This is a genomic window from Fibrobacter sp., from assembly GCF_045601785.1.
Taxonomy (GTDB): domain Bacteria; phylum Fibrobacterota; class Fibrobacteria; order Fibrobacterales; family Fibrobacteraceae; genus Fibrobacter.
The window spans coordinates 1-18,597 of sequence record NZ_JAZSAF010000016.1; the positions used below are offsets into that span (position 1 = coordinate 1).

At 51.2% G+C, this 18,597-nt stretch carries 12 protein-coding genes; 3 read left to right on the forward strand and 9 right to left on the reverse strand.

Going from position 1 to position 18,597, the window contains the following annotated elements; translation table 11 throughout:
• The 5 genes from lysS to ACKI61_RS02780 all read right to left on the reverse strand — a co-directional run.
• Positions 1 to 1,420, reverse strand: a 1,420-nt coding sequence (lysS, locus tag ACKI61_RS02760) for a lysine--tRNA ligase (protein ID WP_407456282.1), incomplete at its 3' end; no start/stop codon positions are given.
• 166 nt (positions 1,421 to 1,586) lie between these two features.
• Entirely contained in the window at positions 1,587 to 3,299 is a 1,713-nt protein-coding gene (locus ACKI61_RS02765) for a glycoside hydrolase family 11 protein (RefSeq protein WP_407456283.1), read from the reverse strand.
• A 236-nt stretch (positions 3,300 to 3,535) separates the two neighbouring features.
• Positions 3,536 to 6,238 (reverse strand): DNA gyrase subunit A, encoded by a 2,703-nt coding sequence (gene gyrA / locus ACKI61_RS02770; RefSeq protein WP_407456284.1) that lies wholly within the window; start codon positions 6,236 to 6,238, stop codon positions 3,536 to 3,538.
• Positions 6,239 to 6,289: 51 nt separating this feature from the next.
• The gene (gene surE, locus ACKI61_RS02775) at positions 6,290 to 7,123 is read right to left on the reverse strand and encodes a 5'/3'-nucleotidase SurE (protein ID WP_407456285.1); all 834 of its coding nucleotides are present in this window, start codon (positions 7,121 to 7,123) and stop codon (positions 6,290 to 6,292) included.
• 19 nt (positions 7,124 to 7,142) lie between these two features.
• Positions 7,143 to 8,192, reverse strand: coding sequence for a hypothetical protein (locus ACKI61_RS02780; RefSeq protein WP_407456286.1), 1,050 nt, complete (start codon positions 8,190 to 8,192; stop codon positions 7,143 to 7,145).
• A gap of 73 nt (positions 8,193 to 8,265) precedes the next feature.
• On the opposite strand from ACKI61_RS02780, the gene ACKI61_RS02785 reads away from it, so the two are divergent.
• Complete coding sequence (locus ACKI61_RS02785; protein WP_407456287.1) at positions 8,266 to 9,018, forward strand: TrmH family RNA methyltransferase; 753 nt, start codon at positions 8,266 to 8,268, stop codon at positions 9,016 to 9,018.
• Between the two features lie 143 nt (positions 9,019 to 9,161).
• On the opposite strand, the gene ACKI61_RS02790 is transcribed toward ACKI61_RS02785, so the two are convergent.
• Positions 9,162 to 12,002, reverse strand: coding sequence for a fibrobacter succinogenes major paralogous domain-containing protein (locus ACKI61_RS02790; RefSeq protein WP_407456288.1), 2,841 nt, complete (start codon positions 12,000 to 12,002; stop codon positions 9,162 to 9,164).
• A gap of 216 nt (positions 12,003 to 12,218) precedes the next feature.
• Between ACKI61_RS02790 and ACKI61_RS02795 the strand changes: the two genes are divergently transcribed.
• Positions 12,219 to 12,533, forward strand: a complete 315-nt coding sequence (locus ACKI61_RS02795; protein ID WP_173567405.1) for a helix-turn-helix transcriptional regulator — start codon at positions 12,219 to 12,221, stop codon at positions 12,531 to 12,533.
• 129 nt (positions 12,534 to 12,662) lie between these two features.
• Here ACKI61_RS02795 and ACKI61_RS02800 read toward each other — a convergent pair whose 3' ends face one another.
• Entirely contained in the window at positions 12,663 to 13,868 is a 1,206-nt protein-coding gene (locus tag ACKI61_RS02800; RefSeq protein ID WP_407456289.1) for a hypothetical protein, read from the reverse strand.
• Between the two features lie 78 nt (positions 13,869 to 13,946).
• Positions 13,947 to 15,371 carry a glycosyl hydrolase family 8 gene (locus ACKI61_RS02805; RefSeq protein WP_407456290.1) on the reverse strand — a complete coding sequence of 475 codons (1,425 nt, stop codon included), beginning with the start codon at positions 15,369 to 15,371 and terminating at the stop codon, positions 13,947 to 13,949.
• A 217-nt stretch (positions 15,372 to 15,588) separates the two neighbouring features.
• Here ACKI61_RS02805 and ACKI61_RS02810 point away from each other — a divergent pair, with 217 nt between their 5' ends.
• Entirely contained in the window at positions 15,589 to 16,968 is a 1,380-nt protein-coding gene (locus ACKI61_RS02810) for a glycoside hydrolase family 5 protein (protein WP_407456291.1), read from the forward strand.
• 96 nt (positions 16,969 to 17,064) lie between these two features.
• On the opposite strand, the gene ACKI61_RS02815 is transcribed toward ACKI61_RS02810, so the two are convergent.
• On the reverse strand, positions 17,065 to 18,597 hold the full coding sequence (locus tag ACKI61_RS02815) for a hypothetical protein (protein ID WP_407456292.1): 1,533 nt from the start codon (positions 18,595 to 18,597) through the stop codon (positions 17,065 to 17,067).

Sequence of the window (18,597 nt, forward strand, 5' to 3'; positions counted from 1 at the left end):
CGAAGCCAACGCCACCCGTAGGAGGCAGGCCACTTTCGATAGCGTGCATGAAGTTCTCGTCCATCGGGTGCGTTTCGCCTTCGCCACCGCGGCCGCGGCGCACCTGGTCTTCCAGGAGCTCACGCTGACGGATGGGGTCGTTAAGTTCGGTATAGGCGTTGCCCAGCTCCCATCCGTTAGCGTACGGCTCGAACTGTTCGATGAGCCCTTCGATGGTGCGGTGCTTCTTGCAGAGCGGGGTGCTCTCGGTCGGCATGTCCTTGATGAAGGTCGGCTGGATGAGCTTGTCTTCCACGGTAAGCTCGAACAGTTCGAGGATACCGCGGCCGCGGCTGAATTCGCCGTCGAGGTGGCCGCCGAGTTCTTCCATCTTGGCCTTGGTTTCGTCATCGCTCATCTCGTTCACCTTGAGGCCGCCGAACTTCTCGATGGCTTCGATCATGCTGTAGCGGGGCCACGGAGCCTTGAAGTCGATTTCTTTACCCTGGTAGTCAATCTTGGTGGTGCCGTTCGCGGCAATGCAAGCGCGTTCGTAGATGTTTTCGAAGTGCACCATCATGTCGTTGTAGTCGGCGTAGGCTTCGTAGAACTCGAGGCCGGTGAATTCCGGGCTGTGCGTGCGGTCCATGCCTTCGTTACGGAAGTTCTTGGAGAACTCGAACACCTTTTCCATGCCGCCCACGATGCAGCGCTTGAGGTAAAGTTCCGGGGCCACGCGCAGGTAGAGCGTCATGTCGCAGGCGTTGTGGTGCGTGGTGAACGGGCGGGCGTTCGCGCCACCGTAAATCGGCTGGAGCGTCGGGGTCTCGACCTCGATAAAGCCCTTCTCGATGAGGTATTCGCGGATAGCCTGCAGAATCTTGAAGCGCTTGATGAACACGTCCTTCACGTCGTCGTTCAGGGCCATGTCGATGTAACGCTGGCGGTAGCGGGTATCCACGTCGGCAAATTCGTTGAACACGACCTTGTTGCCGTTTTCGTCGACCTTTTCCTTGGCCACCGGAAGCGGTCGCACGGCCTTACTGAGCATGGTCACCTTCTTCACGTGCACGGAGTATTCGCCCGTCTGGGTTTCGAACATAGTACCGTTCACGCCGATGAAGTCGCCCAGGTCGGTCATCTTCACGATTTCGTAGTTTTCTTCGCCCACTTCGTCACGAGCGACCACCACCTGCAAGCGACCATAACGGTCCTTGAGGTGCATAAAGCACATTTTACCCTTGCGATTAAAGCGAACCACACGGCCAGCAAAAGCAATACTTTCGCCCGATGCCATCAGGGCATCCTTATTTTCTTTCAAAACCTTGGAATCATGCGTGCGGTTGAACTTGTGCGGATAAGCCTCCACACCCATTTCCTTAAACTTGTCGAGCTTAGCGAGGCGCGCTTGCACCTGGTCGTTCATATCTTGCATTGCCATAATTTGGTCCTTGTTAATTTTACGGCGATAAATGTAGAAAAATCGTAGCTTTGTCATTCCAATGAAAGCGGGAATCTCCTTTCCTTGCTACCAAAAAACGCCCCGACTAGCGGGGCGTCTCTTCGTCTTCCTTAATATAGGAGTGCTTTAGGAATTTGACAAATTCTTAGCGAGTCACGCGAACCTGCTGGAACTTGCTACCCTGCTTCACCATGTAGATTCCAACCTTCTGGAACTTGGCGAAGAGAGCGTCGGCAACGGAGGCGCCATTGGCAACATCGACCTTGCCGAGGTTACGGCCCTGCATGTCGAACACCTGATAGGTCTTACCAGCGGCGTTCAAGCGCAGCATCGGTGCGATTGCCTGGATTTCACCACCTTCGGAACCCGGTTCAGCATTGGTGAAGACCAGCTTGACGTCACTAATCTTGACTGTACCTGTAGTTTGTCCCAAGTTGAAGGCAAACTGAGCGGCTTCATCAGTATCTTCTTCCATAGCAAAGATAAATGAGTATTCCTTTTCCGTAGTGGTAATGTCAAATTCCTTAGTGGCGTATGCACCCCAGGGGTCTACGGATTGTTGGAAATTAACTTCAATCTTGCGATCTACATCAGCGCTAGCCTTAAAGGACAACTTGTACTTCATGCCCTTATCAAGAGCCAGATTGTACTGAACAAGCTGCGGCTGGTAAGTTTCTGCACCAATAGTGGTAACGTCAACCATAGCCGTGCCACCAGAAACAGATGTCTTTGCAGCAGAGTTACCCCAGTTTGTACCCTGACCCAGGAACCAAGATGCATCTTGGCTTGTAGAAATCACGCTGCTGCTCGGGAAATCACCATCCTTAAGAAGGTTCACCGTGGTTTCACCAACCAATTCAAACTTGGCGACAACAGACTTTTCCTTGTCCATGGTTACAGAAATGGTTTCGGTAGAGCCGGTAGCATCACCTTCCCAACCCACAAACTTCCAGCCTTCGTTGGCTTTGGCGGTGAGCTGTACAGCTGTCTTGGGAGCATAATAGTTAGCGCTGGGGCTCTTTGTCACCGTACCTGCCGCAGCCGGAGAGGCAGTTACATTGAGACCAAGTTCATCGGCACTGCCACCGATTTTCAGCAGGTTCTTCTTAACTTTAGCCCAACCTTTTGCAGTGCCCGTATTTCCGGTGTAGGATTCAATTTTCATGGAAGCAACTTCATACAGTTTACCCATCTTCATACCCGCATCAGCCCATGCTTTGAAGTGCTTGGAAATAGAAATGGTTCCCTTGGTGCGATGCTGGCTCGTATTCGACGGGATGGACCAATACTGCTTAAAGGTGCTGGTACCCGAAAGAGAAGGTTGCTGAATACGGTCGGTAGTATAGAAATCGTAGTCAATACCATCGATCTTTGCAGAACCCCACTTTTTACCGCCCTGGGTAGGATTGTAGGTTCCGCGATCCTGGATAATGTAGTATTCAATTTCATTGCTGAAACCACTGGGAATGTCCTGCTGGTCGTAATAGCCCCAGCCATAGACACTGACATACTTCACGTTGTCGGAGGAGCTCCATTCCACTTCAAATTCGGAGGTAATATTACCCACATTCTGTACGGTAACAGTGGAGTTAGACCCCCAACGCTTTCCGGTACGGGCCAACATGTTGATAGTACCCTGCCATTCAACTTCGAAAGCACCACCATTTTCGGTGCTTGTGTGAAGCGTCATAGTTGCGGTACCGGCACCATTCTGGCTCCAGAGTTCGTAATCATAGCCACCGGCGCTACCCATTTGCTGATCTCTGCCACCAGAGCAGGTAACGGTCTGCCCCCAGGAAATGGATGACGAAATTGCGGCCATGGCAAAGGCTGTTGTTAAAACTTTTTTGATACTCATACTTTTCCTCTCAGGGGGTGGTTTGTACTCCCCTCTAATTTATACTATTCTACATAGGCAATCAAGTTCTACTGGATAAAATCCGTTGTTACCTTTTACAACAGAAAAAAAAGGGAAAAACGGCGATTTTTGAGTAAAAAAGCCTGTTTTTGATACAGAAAAGCCCCTCTCAAACATGAGAGGAGCGTTATTTATATAACAAATTGCATAGGCCCCTTTCGAGGCCCCGCACCATTTTATTCTTCGTCGTTTGCCGGCACACCGATCTGCTGTTCCGGCTTGTCTTCGACCTTTTCCACAGAATCGTCGTCAACTTCGACGCCTTCCACCTTGTCGAAGGTTTCCTTCGCCTCGGCGCTATCCTGTTCGATATCTTCGACGCTCGGGAGCGCTGTTGCATCTTGCACCACATCGCCTTCGCGCAGGCTGATGGCCTTGACGCCCTGGGCGTTACGGCCCGTGAGGCGGATATCGGCAGCCTTGATACGAATCACCTGGCCTTCGCGGCTGGTAATGATCAAGTCGTAGTCATCGGCGACGCTTTCCACGAACACGGCGGAGCCCACCTTATCGGTCACGTTCAGGTTGCGCACGCCCTTGCTTCCGCGACGGGTAATACGGTAGGTCGAAGGTTCGCTGCGCTTGCCGTAGCCGTTTTCAGTGATGGTCACAATCTTGTTGCCGGCCTTGAGCCACAACAGAGAAATCACTTCGTCGCCTTCGGCCAAGGTGATGCCCTTCACACCGTGCGTGCCGCGGCCCATGGCGCGGAAGCAGCTAATCGGGAAGGTCACAGCCTGACCGTTCTTGGTGGCAAGCATCAGCAAGTCCTTCGGAATCGGGCGGCCTTCGATATCTTCGGCGTCTTCGGATTCTTCGGCGATGGCGGCCTCTGCAGCCTGAGTTTCGGTTTCGGCATCGGCTTCTTCACCTTCAGCGGCCTGGCTAGCCTTGAAGTCTTCGGCAGACATGCCCACGAGCTGCACCTTCACCAATTCATCGTCTTCATCGAGGCTAATGGCGTTCACGCCCGCCTTGCGCGGACGGCTAAACAAGGTGAGGTCCATCTTGTTGATGACACCCTTCTTGGTCGCAAACACGAGACAGAAGTAACCGCCGAACTTGCGCACCGGCACAATCGCCTGTACCTTTTCGCCTTCGGTAAGACCGATAAAGTTGATAATCGGGCGGCCCTTGCCGTTGCGGGTACCTTCGGGGAGTCGGTAAACCTTGGTCCAGTAAGCGCGACCCTTGTTCGTAAACACCAGCAGGTAGCTGTGGGTCGATGCCGTGAAAATCTGATCCACGTTGTCTTCGTCCTTGAGGGTCGCACCGATAATTCCCTTGCCGCCACGGTTCTGGGCCTTGAAGGTATCGATCGGAAGTCTCTTGATGTAGCCTTCGCGGCTGAGCGTAATCACCTGTTCTTCTTCGGCAATCAGGTCTTCGTAATCGTAGTCATCGACAGCATCTTCGATAGAAGTACGGCGGTCATCGCCACACTTGTCCACGATTGCATCGAGACGGTCGAGCATAATCTTCACGCGGCGTTCGCGCTTTGCGAGAATATCCTTCAAGTCGGCAACAGTTGCAACAAGTTCGTTGTATTCGTTTTCCAACTTTTCCAAGTTCAGGCCCGTGAGCTGAGCAAGACGCATGTCCACGATAGCCTGGGACTGGATTTCGTCCAGGTTGAAGCGGTCCTGCAAGGCAGTCTTTGCCGCTTCGGTCGTCGGACTCGACTTGATAATCTGCACCACTTCGTCGATGTTCTGCGTTGCAATGCGCAGACCTTCGATAATGTGCAAGCGGGCTTCGGCCTTGTTCAAGTCAAACTGCGTGGAACGCGTAATCACTTCCAAGCGGTGATCCACGTAAACCTGGATAAGTTCCTTGAGGGTCAAAAGCTTCGGCAGGTTGTTGACGAGCGCCAAATTGTAAATACTGAACGTCGTCTGCAACTGCGTATTTTTGAACAAATTATTCAAGACAACTTCGGCGACCACATCCTTGCGCATTTCAATCACGATGCGCATGCCTTCGCGGCTAGATTCGTCGCGGATGTCGGTAATGCCGTCAACGCGCTTGTCCTTTACAAGTTCTGCAATCTTCTTGCAGAGTTCGGCCTTGTTGACCATGTAAGGAATTTCAGAAACGATAATGCGCGGCTTGCCTCGGCTATCCACATCGATTTCGGTACGGGCACGCACGCGCACGCGGCCATGACCCGTGAGGTAAGCATCACGGATGCCCGCGCGGCCGCAAATCACGCCGCCGGTCGGGAAGTCCGGACCGGACACATACTGCAAAAGGTCTTCGCCAGAGATATCCGGATTTTCAGCCACTGCATGAATGGCGTTTGCAATTTCGCGGAGGTTGTGCGGAGCCATCGAGGTAGCCATACCCACGGCAATACCGGTGGTACCGTTCACGAGCATATTCGGGAGAGCGGAAGGCAGCACCTTCGGTTCTTCCAAAGACTCGTCGAAGTTCGGGCCCATATCCACAGTATCTTTTTCCAAGTCTTCCAACATGAGCGCACCCATGTTGTTCATCTTGGCTTCGGTATAACGCATTGCGGCAGCACCGTCACCGTCGATAGAACCGAAGTTACCCTGACCGAACACCAGCGGGTAGCGCAGCGAGAAGTCCTGCGCCATACGCACCAAGGTTTCGTACACGGCAGAGTCGCCATGCGGGTGGTACTTACCGATCACGTCACCCACGATACGGGCGGACTTCACCGTCGGCTTGTTCGGCACCACGCCGAGCTTATGCATACTGTACATCACGCGGCGGTGCACCGGCTTAAAGCCGTCACGCGCATCAGGGAGTGCACGAGCCACAATCACGCTCATGGAATAGCGCAAGTAGCAATCCTGCATGTCCTTTTCGATCAAGGACCTGATTTGCGAACCTGGTACCAATTCTTCTGACATTCTTTTTCCTCAATTAGTGGTTAGTGGTTAGTGGTTAGTGGTTAGGACATCCTAGCCGCAAACACCTCCCGCTAACATCTCGTTTATTACTTCTAAACTTTCTTCGTCGGTCTGGTCGATGCGGTGGGGAGTAATCGTCGCATAGCCCTGATTCAGCAGATAGTCGTCACTATCCTTGGGCTGTTCATCCCACAGTTTATCGCCATCCAGTTGCCACAGTCCATGTTCGTGGGAGTAGTGGTCCGTAAACATTCCAAGAGCCATCTTGGTCGCCTTGTACCCCTTGAAGGTCTCGGCTGTAGCCTTGGGAAAATTCACGTTCCAGAAAACACCAACAGGAATCCGTTCAAACAGGCGGTCCTTGACCACCTTCACGGCAAATTCCTTTGCGGTTTCGAGCATGTTTGCGGTTGAACCTCGGAGTGAAAGCGCAATGCCCGGCACGCCCCAGAGGGCAGCTTCGCGGGCGCCAGCGACCGTCCCCGAATAGAGTGACGACACGCCGGAATTTTCGCCGAGATTCACACCCGAAAAACACACCTCAAACGGACCCGGACCTACCCCCTCGGTAGCCACCCCATGAAGCGCAAAATGACCGAGCGCAAACTTCGCGCAATCGGCGGGGGTTCCTGACATGGAATAGGCTTCCAAGACGCCACAGTCCCCTTTGACCTCGAGTGAAGGATCCTGGGTAAAATCCACCTTCTTTAGCGAAAGTCCACGACGCACCGTAAAGGCCTGCGAAACGCCGCTCTGTTCCACCTCGGGGGCAAAGACGAATACGTCTGCAATACGCGCAAGGGCGAGCGCCAGCGCGCGCATATAGCCGCTCTGAATTCCGTCATCGTTGACGATGAGGACGCGTGTCTTTAAGTTGTTCTGCATGCTTTCAGAAATATAGTAATTATCGTTCCACCCACAAATCAGGGGTCCACATAGAAACGCCTTCAGACTTGATGAATTTATGCACCGAGGAATGTACATAGTCTATTAGGACGATATCGTAAAAATACTCCGCCTTCGTCAGGAGAATTCCCACCTGCGCGGGAATTCCATCAAGCCACTCCACATGTTCAAAAGTGGTTCCATCAAAGGATTTGATGGCGTTCACAATCTTTCCGTCTTCATCCTGGTAAAATACATAGCGGAGCCAAATTCCCGATTCGTCATGGGTAAAATCACGCCCCATGAAGCCAGCCGTTTCCAAAAAGGAAATCAGCTTCGAGGAATCCCGAGACACGGACACATTGCAAACCTGCTGGTCATTGTAACGATCTTCATAGACAAACTCTTCTGCTTCGGACTTATGGAAAAACAGTCGGGATGCGCCGGTAGCAGCAAAGGAGAAATCGTAGGCCAATCCTCCGTTATAGCTTCGACCATAAATTTCCTCCGGCATTCCAAACTTCGCTCCTTTGTACGAAACGCGCCATGTGGCAGAAGATGACCAGCGTTCATTTCTGTCGTCGCCGCTATAGTCCACATAGACAATGACCGTATCGCCATCCATCACATACCACCTGGGAATTGCCGCACTTTCCACATCCAGCGAATCAATGTCTTCGGGATATCTCAAATCCAAAATGTAAAGTTTTGACTCAAACGAAGCCCCTTCGAACGCCGATGAAAAAGCAACCTTGTTTCCATCTGGCGAAAAAGTCGGATGGTACACATCCATCCCTTGCGCTAAAAGCGTCATCTTCACGCTATCGCCCGTATAGTCCAGCAGTACCAGGTTCCCCACGTCTTCGTTACGAAACACGACCTTAAAGCGGTCACTCCCCAAAAGAGTCTTGATAGAATCGGCATCCATCAGCAGCGTAAAGGAATCAACACTTAAGGAAGAATCTCGCTTGATACCATTCTGCGATTCAGCAGACACATTCGAAGAAGTGTCGCCACCACAGGCCACAAGCAAAAATACCTCGAGAACAACAAGCCATCGGAACAACATTTCAAACTCATTTTTTAGACAAATCTATCACCTGCAATATAGCATTTTATAAAACGAAAGCTATCTTTGGAACATGTTTTCCGAAAAGAAATTTCTAGCGACAAAAGAGACTTCCAAGGCCAAGCGCATGGCGGAGCTTTTGCGCGTCATCATCTTACAGTTGGGCGACGATGTGCCCCGCGCCAGGCGTGAATTCGAAACCTACGCCGAATGGATGAAACTCCCCGAAGCTGAGCGCCTCACCGGGAAAAACCAGGCGCAGATGATTGACCTGTACAAGACATTCCGCACGCGGGCGGGCCTCGGGTTTGAACGGGATGTTTACCTGGAGCAGGAACCGGGGGACCGCGAAGTCGCGAACGAGATGCCGATTCCCTTCGCCGTACTCGTGCACAACTTGCGCAGCGCCTTTAACGTCGGTTCCATTATCCGCAGCACGGACTGCTTCGGGCTCGAAGGAGTCCACCTGAGCGGCTACAGCTGCGGCCCCGACCATGTGACGGTCAAGAGTGCAGCTCGTGGCTGCCAGGAATGGATCCCCATCAAGCGCTGGGACTCCCCCTTCGACTGCGTCAAATGGCACAAGGAAAACGGCTACGAAATTATCGCACTTGAAACCGGCGAAGACATTCCGAGCATCAACGATGTCAAATGGCCCGAAAAAGGCCTGATTATCCTCGGGAACGAAGAACTAGGAATCGCTCCGGAACTGATGGCGGAGGCGACGATGAAGGTGACGATACCCATGGCGGGCCGCAAGGCGAGCATGAACGTCGCCGGGGCGTTTGCCATCATGGCTTTCTGCTTGAGAAGCCCCCAGCGCTAAATTTCTAGCGGAAAAGATACATGCCAGGGGCAGCATTTTCAGCCAGGAACAAACCCGCGACAACACCGAAAAAAAAATTCATAAGCCCCATAAAAAACACCTCACTGTATGGGAATAAATGTTTTTTTGACGGGGGCAGATTTCTACTCGGACACGCCAGAATCTTTAATACACCGCACAGAAAGGCCAACCCTTTTTGCCATGCTTGACTTGCCCGCTTTTTCGGAGTAATCGAAAGATGCACCAAGTGTAAAACCAACATCATCCGAATAACTCTCATCATCGGCACTCCAGAAATATGCCGTAGAACCAACAGAGGAAGATGTCTGATTCCAGTACCCCATGGGAATTATCGAAAAGCCAAAGTCATCCGTACCATTACGAGATTCACCATTATACTTACCCCAACCTGACTTGGACTTCAACATCCTACCAGCCGTATTCATGTCACCCGTGGCCGAGAATAAGGTATCCCATTCTGCCATAGACGGAAGATGCCAATTTTCGGGACATACCCCGCGCACTTTTTGGGGCAATTCACAGGAACTAGCCTTGTAGCCGCACTTTTTTCCTGTTTCATTGAAAATTCGTATGGAGTCGATAGCCGCAGCCCACGAGTAGTACCGTCCCCCGATTTCGCAGTACGCACCATTGTTTTGATGGCACCAGGACATTTTTTTCAAGCTAGGCTCACTTAATGTATCAGCGTAGTTTAGATTCTGCGCCATCCAAACTTGATTGCCAATTTTTATGGTTTTGTAAGTTTTCTGGTCTCTCCCGTCCGTCATGGAGCCATAAACCAAGTCATGGTTCATTCTTAGGTCAAGAGCGTATTTCCAGTCCCATTCGGTAATATCGGTCCATACGTTATTAAGACATCCATATGTTATAGCATCCACTCTCACAATAGAATTCTGCAGACGTTCTCGACATCCGCCAATCTGCTGTTCCAAAGCGGACGCACGCTCCCAACCGGAGGAACTATCTTTATCGGAATCCACGAAATCACATACATAAATGTTGGTTTCATCTATACGCCCATTCATCAAAGCACCATCCGTTTGTGCGTTGCAATTTTTTCGAGCTTCATACGTATCGTTATAGATGGCAGGAGCCTTGGTCCAACGATAAGCTGTATCGGACAACGTGGCCGTTTTCTTTGAACATACATAATAAACATCATTAACCTTCACCGAACTCGTATCGTGCAATACAGCGATTTTTCCCGACTGCGTATTCTTTTTCTGTGCACAGGCAAGCCCACCATTCTTATGCAACAGACTATCTAGCGTCGTTCCACGGCGCCAGTTATGACCATCATACACATATACAAAATCCGTATTCAAATTGCCATTTTTGACATCACCTTCAGTATATTCATGTCCCCATGTAGCAGTATCCTTCGCCATATTGCTCGCAATCTTCCAAGTGCCACCATTATCATCAGCAACGCAAATATAGCGGGTCTTAGTTTTGGTTGTATCGGTGAGACTTTTCGCATAATGAGAACTCATTTCATTTGTCACATAACGCACCTCGCCATTCTTTGCCACGGGGATATCGCCCATCGAAGATAAGCCTTCCGCAAGACTTCCACATACGCCAAGGCCCAATTCCTGATACCAATAATTTCTCAGGAACGGTTCAAATTTCGCAGCCCTTGCGGAAAGTTTCCAGGACTCAATGTTTTCACGGATTCTACTGAGCCCTCCCGATGAATCTAAAGCAGCGGCCCAGTCGGCAATAGCAATTTTCGTAGCTGCGGCATCCCATTTTCCGGTTTCCTTTACAGCAGACGAAATTTCAGCAAGCAGTTCCGTTACATTTGCAGCGTTACGAGTTCCTTGTAGTAATATGGAAATTGCAAGAAGAGCGCCATCATCATTGTGAGGGCCGGCAATGTCCAAATCTTCCGACAAGCTAAAATCCCTTGCATCAATATGGAAAATATCCAGAATTTCTGATTGCGCCTGTTTCTTGGCGGCTTTGAATTTCATTTTTTTCTGGGTCACCAAATAGATTACTCGTTCATATTCCAAATGAGTGAGAAGGTTAATGTTCACCATGTTGCGCAAATTCATGTCGGCTATTCCAGATAGCGTAATGGGGGCATCTGAAGTGTACCCCGTGATCTCTTTACGATAATAGCCCGTAGCCAACAACTTTACATACTGGCTCACCAATTTTTGTGTAGACATTTCAAATTCGCCGTTATCGTTTAGAACTTTCCCATTAAAAACTTTATCCGTCTGGGCAAGCGTGCGACCACTTTCCAATTCATAAAAGAACACCTTGGAATCCAAAAGGAACGGTCCTTTCTGAACTACACCCGTAACGCCATCCAATGAAATGGCAATCTTCTCGGAGTCAAGCGTAACCGTTTCGGCACCACTGACAGATCCCGTCGAATCAAGGTTGAGTAAAACCGCAGAAGCACCGCAGGCAATCTTTATCTGCGAGGGCAGCGTTTCCAGGGAACACCCCTCACCAGCTTCACCTTTTTGACCATGAAAAACAACGCCCACAGAATCTCCCCCGCAAAGCACCTTGAGACCAAGTCCGTCAGGAAGAGGTTTAGTCTCGCAACCGGAACTCGCCAAATAAACAGTATCACCCTTGTCGTGTACATAAATGGTGTCGCCCACAACGTAGACGGTATCAGACATCACATAGATGGTATCCCCTGCAATGTAGACGGTGTCCGATCTGTTTACAATCGAGTCCTTTCCCACCGAGCCGAACCACTTGCCATCTGCACATACCCGTATTTCGTGCTCTTTTTTTACCCACACCATTTCACCGTCATTTTCCGAAGTGCACTCTGGAAGCTCCGAAACTTTGTCGACCGATTCAAGGCCCTCGCTAACATATTCTTTTTCGACTATCGTCTCCGTCGATTCTCCGCATGCCGTAAGCACAAACGACAGAGTAACAAATGCCGATAAAAAAACGTAAGCTAAGGGGGAATGGGCTTTATTTTTCATAAAAGCGCTCCTTCTTGGGGATTCTTTTTACAATAGGACTTCTCTAAAAATACATCTTTTTCGTGAAAAAGGTTGTTCCTGCGCATTCGCGACCTGAAAAAACTCCGCTTTTTTTGGGGACTTTTTTACTTTTTGACATACTCGCATTTAATCGTCATACATTTTCGTCTATATTTATTGACATTTTCATAAAAAGTATATATATTTACAAACATCATGGGAAAGAAAGCAGTCGTTTTAATGCCGAAGACGAGCAAGATACTCGAACAGATGGGTGAACAAATCCGTCTCGCCCGTATGCGCCGTAAAATATCGGTCGCATTGGTCGCCGAACGTGCGGCAGTCAGCCGAGCCTCGGTTTGGGCTGTGGAAAAAGGTTCTGCGGCAGTCGCCATCGGGATATACGCCGCAGTCCTTCACGCCATCAACGGCATGGACTCAGACTTGCTCAAAGTAGCCGCCGATGACGAACTCGGTCAAAAGCTCCGCGACATCGAACTCCTTAGGAAATACCACAAGGATAAAACATAATCAAGAAGCGAACAAGCCTTCATGGCTCCCGCATTCACGGAAGCTGAGAAATAGGCCAGCACGATTGTCAGCCGGTACTTTTGCGATTATGGCTTTCTGCTTGAGAAGCGCCCAGCGCTAAATTTTCAATTACTTGGCCGGGGCCAAAGCCTTGACGGCTTCGGTCAGGCGGTCGATGGCCTGAATAAGTTCATCCATCTTGGCTTCGCTCACACCACCAGCTACAGCGGCAGGCACATTTGCAACAGCTGTGGCGGCTTCGGCAGCAGGTTTCAGAGATTCCTTCACCGGAACCTTGCCAAGCCAGATATCCGGCCAGCGGTCGTTGCCCGTGTGGTAGGTAATGCGGGTCGCCGTTTCTACCGGTTCGCCAATCTTCCAGATGTAGAGTTCGTAATCGAACAGGTCATGGTCGTGGCCTTTGTCGGTTGCACCCCACACGAGCCACTTGCCATCGGGAGAAAGACGCGGGAAGTATTCGTGGCTGCGACGGCCAGGCAAGTCCATCAGCTTCACGTTCTTCGGTATGCCGAAGAAACCCACCTTCTCGATTTGCTTGCCTTCCTTGGCCGAAAACCACAGGATTTCGCTCGGGGCAGCCGTACCGCCGTTACCCGTCGGGTTCACACGGTAGAGCTTGCTTCCGTCAAAATTCCAGTCAATTTGGCAGCCGTCACCGGACTTGGTCCACACGGACTTTTCCAGGTCCCACACGCCCGTTTCACGCATCGAGCCACGCAGCGTAATGGCCAAGTGCTTGCCGTCAGGACTCATGTTCGGTTCCTGCAGAATCACGCCCGCCTTGTTGAAGGCCTTTTCGCCATCGAGCACGAGCGTTTCCTTTTGGCTCGCCAAGTCCATGGAAAATACCTTGCCGGCGCGGCTGAACACGATAGACTTGCCATCGGGCCTCCAGGTGCCCCACGTGGCGTTGTCCACCACCTTGCGGGCGTTTTCACCGGAGATGTCGACCATCCACAAATCCCACTTTTCCGGGTAGTTTGCGTCGTTTTCGGGAACCCAGCCGCCCTTGCTGCGGTTAAAGAGCACCGTCGAGCCATCCGGCGAAATCCTCGGGAACCAGTCCACGTTGTCGCCGCTCGTGAGTGCGCGGGCATTGCTGCCATCGGCGTTCATGATCCAGATATCGTGATGGGAATTTGCGCGGCTCGTCGCCCAGACAATCGCACCTTCGAGCTTACCCTTCAGGGCATCGAGAGCTTTCTGTTCGTCAGCGGTAGGATCAATGGCGGCCCCCGTCGGGGCACCCTGCTGGGCAAAAACCGTGGTCACACCAAAAAAGGCACAGGCGCAAATCTTCGCAATCTTATTCATGCCCCTAAAGATACGAAAAAAAAGAAGCAGGAACTGAGAATGCTCCTGCTTTTTTCGTAGAATCAAGAAAATATCGCGCTACTGCAGGCGAATTTTCTGCATGACCGTCGCATTTTTCGTCTGGACGCGAACCACATAGACTCCCGCTGGAATCCCCTGCAGGCTGAGCGCCTTGCCGCCCTTATTCCAAAGGGTCTTCACCGCATTGCCGGTCACGTTGAACACATCGACGCGGGCTGCACCATCGAAATGGACCTGGAGCATGCGACCCTGCAGCAACAGGCTCGGAGCCACCGCACCCTTGGCATTCACCAAGGCATCGGTATCTCCGCTGGAACTGGATCCCGGATTGTCGGAACCGCCCGGATTGGAACCCGGATTCATCAAATTCGGCATGTTGCCCGAAACCAGAAGACCGTTCAAGAGCTTGAGCGACTGGTTAAAGTAGTTTTCATCGCCGAGCGCCACCGCCTCCTTCCAGTATTCGTCGAGCTTGGACTGGTACTTGGAATCGGAAATGAGCGCCGTCATCAAGGATGTCACGAACGTACTGTTGTGGTCGTTGCCGAGAGAGCCCGAAGAACGAATCACGGGACCCTTCATATTCGAAGCATTCACCGTAGACACGAACTCCGCCATCTTCTTGTCGATAGCGAGCGCACGCTGGTCGCCATGCCAGCACACGGCCTTCGCGTTACGCCACGGGGCGCGCGAGGCATCGTAGCTATAATAATCGTCTTCACTCTTGCCGTTTTTGTCGGTCCAGTCGTCGACAAGACCCGTCTTAACTTCGGCGGAACTCGCTTCGTAAAGCTTCATGTTGGCGTCGTAGGCATCCTTGCTCCAGAAGTCGGCATTTTCTTCATCAATCGCCGCGAACAAGGGCATGTAAGCCGGGTCGAAGTAGCCAGGATTCTTGCGCGTATAGCCGCCATCTCCCCAGGAGTCGCCGGGCATGTGCAGGCCGCTACTTTCGAACTCGTACTTCTTCATCGCCTGAATGAGCTTCTTGGCATCTTCCTTGTACTTTTCATCGCCAAACTGGTAATAAGCCATAATCAGAGCCGCTGCGGCATCGATATCGCCATCGAGAGCAGCACCTTTGCCCCAAACTTCGTTCATTTTTCCAATTTGCCAATGCATCAAACCATTGCCATCGTCAAACTTTTTATAAAAGTTCCAGATTTTATCAAACTGGGGCTGGTAACTGGTCGTGTTGTCGCTAAAGTAAACCATCAGAAGCATGCCGTAGCCGACACCTTCCGAAAAATATTCATCGGAACCCGGATTGGAACGAACAGCGGCAATATCCCCCTGCTCATTATACATATCCTTCATCCAATAGGCAAACTGCTGTTTCAGCTGCTCCGAAGCGGCAGCCTTGTCGCTCAGAAGAGTCGCATTGCCACCATAGTCAGACATCTGCGGAAACGGATAGTTCACCGTCGCCTGCGAAAGACCAAAAGCCAACGCCAAGGACGCGGCCCAAACTTTACATCCCATAAATACTCCCTTTCCGCCTTACTTGCGGATTTTTTTATAAAAATAGCGGTTTTTCATGAAAAAACAACTTTTATTTTTCTTTTCTGTGCTGAAAATCACGCAAAAAAACACTAAAAAAGCCAAATTTGGGGCATTTTACAGCTGTAAACAAAAAAGAGAGGCTTTTCGTTTCGCTTTTTCCATTCAAAATTTAATTTCGTGGAAAAAGGAATCCCATATGAAAAACCTATCCATTCCAGCAATGCTCTCTTCCTTGGCCCTTTGCGCCTCGTTTGCAATGGCCCAAGACATCACCCCCACCCGCGTGGGTCCTGTCAGCCAGTATGGCCAGCTGATGACCGGTAAAAACTCACAGGGTCAAGGTCGCATTTACGGTTCTTGCGAAGGCGTGAAAGACGGCGCAGAAGTACAGGTGCGCGGTATGAGCCTCTACTGGAGCCTGATGCCCCAGGCTCTGGAATTTTGGACCGATGAAGGTGTTTCTACCATGGTCCGCGACATGAATATCCAGATTGTGCGCGCCGCCATGGCTACCGGCAACGAAGACTGGAAGGGTGAATGGAACGGAATCCAGCTCAAGGGTTACGCCAGCGATTCCGAACACCAGAAGCAGTTCGTCAAGACCGTCGTCGAGGCAGCCATCAAGAACGATATCTATGTGATTATCGACTGGCACTCCCATACCGCCCACCAGCAGACGGAATCCGCAAAAGAATTCTTCAAGGAAATGGCCGAGACCTACGGCAAGTACGACAACGTCATTTTTGAGCTTTTCAATGAACCCCAGAAGATTTCTTGGAGCGAAGTGAAGAACTATGCAGACCAGGTCATCGGAGTGATTCGCCAGTATTCCGACAACTTGATTCTCGTGGGTAACCCCGAATGGGACCAGAACCCCCATCAGGCACTCGGTAACGAGGTGACAGACAGCAAAAAGAATACTGCATATACATTCCACTACTACGCGAACACCCACAAGTGGGAAGGCAGCAGCGACAAATGGGTCAGCGAAGGCGCCCGCGCCGAACAGGCAATCAACGGAGGCCTCTCCGTATTCATTTCGGAATGGGGAACAGGAAATGCCGATGGCAGCGGCGATCCGGACCAAGGCTGCAACCAGTGCAACCAGAAATGGCAGAATTTCGCTAACAAGCATAAGCTCTCCTGGGCAAACTGGTCAGCCTCCAAGATCGAAGAAGGCACAGCAGCATTCCAGCCTAGCTCCACCAACACATCGCTCCAGTACACCACTGCCGGCAACCTCGTGAAAAGTTACCTCGCTACGAACCCCACAAGCTACACCAAGTGCGGCGGCGATAACGGCGATGAAAACGGCGGGAACAACAACGGCAACAACGAGAACTCCCCGATTTTTGCCAAGACTGACTTGAGCTACAACGTCAGCGTCGTCGGAAACACGCTGCACATTGCAGGTGGTGCCGCAACAGTCGAAATTTTCAGCCTCAAGGGCAACAAGATCATGAGCATAGACCAGGTCAGCGGCACGCTTTCGCTCGCGAGCCTCCCTGTCGGAAGCTACTTCGCCCGAATTCAGATGGGTCCGTCCAAGATGCTGCGCGCCATCCAGATCAAGTAACTATTTGAAATTCGTTTAACCAAACGAGAGAGAAAGGGTCCGGCACTCGCTGCCGGGCCTTTTTATGACCGTATTGAGTAAAATCTTTCAGCGCGGCTAGAATTTATCGAATACAACGAAATAGTCGTCGCGGTAAGCAAGGTGCCAGCGGGGCGCCGTTTCGAGGGCTTGCAGCAGGGAATCCCAGCGAGCGTAGTAGCGCAGCGGGAAAAGGGCGCGATCAATGTTCAAGGAATCGGCATCGGCAAGAAACTGCGAGGGATTTTTAGCGTATTCCAAATAGCGTTCAAAGAAGTCGGCGGTCTTTAGGATAAAGCGTCCATCCATGTAGATGGAATCGGCGGGATTTACAAAGGCCAGGTAGCCACCCGCACGGTCGTCGTTAAAGAGCCTGCCTGCATGTGGATTTTGCCGCATCCAGTTCGCCGCATCGACAGGGACTCGCTGGTACGAGACCATCGAATAGTCGTAAGCCGAAAGGGAGCGCGCCCAGAGACCGAGGATGAAGAAAGTAGGAAGTAGGAAGTAGACAGTAGGCAGTAAACAGTGGTTAGTGATTAGTAAAGTCTTTTTAGAGCAGTCATTCTTGACCGAGAGTAACGAAGAATGGAACCCCAAATTACATTTCGAATAGAAACTACCAAATAATACCGGCAAGAACAGCACAAAGTTGCGCTCAGCAACAAGGGCAAGAATCGCGGTCACCAAGAGAGAGACATTCAAAACATCGGGCCTGCGATCTTGAAACAACCGCCACATGGCAAAACCCATTCCTGCGATGCAGAGCAAAATCATCAACGCACATTCAAGCGTATTCTCCCCCGCCAGCAGAAGCGTAAAAGGAGAACGGTTTTCGGCGATTTGACTTGCAAAAACAGCCGCAGAAGGGGTAAGACCAAGCAGGCGGTCCAGCAGCCCGAACGGATACAGAAACAGCGAAAGGCCTTCGCGATGCAAAAACGGCATTGCAAACAATACCAACACAAAAGCGACACGCCACGCAACAGCCTTTAACGAAAGCTTCTCCCCTGCCCTGCGGGATTCCCTGATAAAGGCAACCAAGACGAGCAATGCAAAAAGCGGACCCAGAATATAAAGTCCCTGGCATTTGCACCATAACCACTGAATGGCAAAGACAAGAACCATTTCCAAAACAAGCCTGGACCTTGAGATTGCCGCCTCTACGCTACGCTCGTGGCAGGCTCTGCTGAGGAGCTCACAATAACGAATAGCCAAAATACTCGGCAAGATTTTCCAATAAATCCCGAGAAACAGGAGCGTAAAAAGCACCGGACGAATCTCAAAATGATAACGGAAAATGAAGATGAGGAGTATCGCCACTAGAGATTGCCACGCCCCTACGGGGCTCGCAATGACGTTCTTTGGAAGCTCGCCATGACGCACGCCACGAACAAACAGCGCAAAAACGGCACCCCACAACACCGCTTTGAAAGCAACCAACAAAGGTGCGCCACCAACGCCGTACACAAAAGCGACAACAACCTGAAAATACTCGTGCACATTCACAACCGGCGTGCGGACAGGCGTCCATGTCGTCACCCACTCGCGCGCACAGGCCAAATGCCACCAAATGTCGGTATCGGTCAACGGGAATAGCGCAAAGAGCAA

What these genes read in the sequence shown, in the direction of transcription:
- ACKI61_RS02790 (WP_407456288.1), bottom strand. Translation starts at nt 12,002, where the DNA reads ATGAAAAATAAAGCCCATTCCCCCTTAGCTTACGTTTTTTTATCGGCA.
- ACKI61_RS02785 (WP_407456287.1), top strand. Translation starts at nt 8,266, where the DNA reads ATGTTTTCCGAAAAGAAATTTCTAGCGACAAAAGAGACTTCCAAGGCC.
- ACKI61_RS02780 (WP_407456286.1), bottom strand. Translation starts at nt 8,192, where the DNA reads ATGTTGTTCCGATGGCTTGTTGTTCTCGAGGTATTTTTGCTTGTGGCC.
- ACKI61_RS02810 (WP_407456291.1), top strand. Translation starts at nt 15,589, where the DNA reads ATGAAAAACCTATCCATTCCAGCAATGCTCTCTTCCTTGGCCCTTTGC.
- ACKI61_RS02765 (WP_407456283.1), bottom strand. Translation starts at nt 3,299, where the DNA reads ATGAGTATCAAAAAAGTTTTAACAACAGCCTTTGCCATGGCCGCAATT.
- ACKI61_RS02795 (WP_173567405.1), top strand. Translation starts at nt 12,219, where the DNA reads ATGGGAAAGAAAGCAGTCGTTTTAATGCCGAAGACGAGCAAGATACTC.
- ACKI61_RS02800 (WP_407456289.1), bottom strand. Translation starts at nt 13,868, where the DNA reads ATGAATAAGATTGCGAAGATTTGCGCCTGTGCCTTTTTTGGTGTGACC.
- surE (WP_407456285.1), bottom strand. Translation starts at nt 7,123, where the DNA reads ATGCAGAACAACTTAAAGACACGCGTCCTCATCGTCAACGATGACGGA.
- ACKI61_RS02805 (WP_407456290.1), bottom strand. Translation starts at nt 15,371, where the DNA reads ATGGGATGTAAAGTTTGGGCCGCGTCCTTGGCGTTGGCTTTTGGTCTT.
- gyrA (WP_407456284.1), bottom strand. Translation starts at nt 6,238, where the DNA reads ATGTCAGAAGAATTGGTACCAGGTTCGCAAATCAGGTCCTTGATCGAA.